This is a genomic window from Nonomuraea sp. LPB2021202275-12-8 (genome assembly GCF_037044575.1).
Taxonomy (GTDB): Bacteria; Actinomycetota; Actinomycetes; order Streptosporangiales; family Streptosporangiaceae; genus Nonomuraea.
Genome location: NZ_JBAHWD010000161.1, coordinates 1 through 425, shown reverse-complemented (window position 1 = coordinate 425; position 425 = coordinate 1). Strand labels below are relative to the sequence as shown.

The window sequence follows — 425 nt, the reverse complement described above, 5'->3', positions numbered from 1 at the left end:
CCGGAACGGCCGACGCTCACCACCAGACGCGCCACGATCGGAGCTGTAACCACCCTCACGCCGCGGACCACGGTCATCACGATCCCGGAACGGACGGCGCTCACCAGAGGCACCCTCAGGACGAGGCCCCCGGTCATCACGGTCCCGGAACGGACGGCCCTCGCCGCCTTCCCGGCGGGGACCGCGGTCACCACCGCGATAGCCACCTTCGGTGCGAGGCCCACCAGACGAGCGGTAACCGCCCTCACTGCGAGGCCCACGGTCGGAACCGTAACCACCCTCACGCCGCGGACCACGATCATCGCGATCCCGGAACGGCCGACGCTCACCACCGGAGGCACCGCGATCAGGACGGTAGCCACCCTCGCTACGGGGCGCGCGGTCGTCACGGTCACGGTAAGGCCGACGCTCGCCGCCGGCCGTGC

Annotated in this window: 1 protein-coding gene; it reads right to left on the bottom strand. The window is 71.8% G+C overall.

Going from position 1 to position 425, the window contains the following annotated elements; genetic code table 11:
• On the bottom strand, positions 1-395 hold a 395-nt coding region (locus tag V5E28_RS49175), incomplete at its 3' end, for a hypothetical protein (RefSeq protein ID WP_336217214.1).
• Between the last annotated feature and the right edge of the window lie 30 nt (positions 396-425).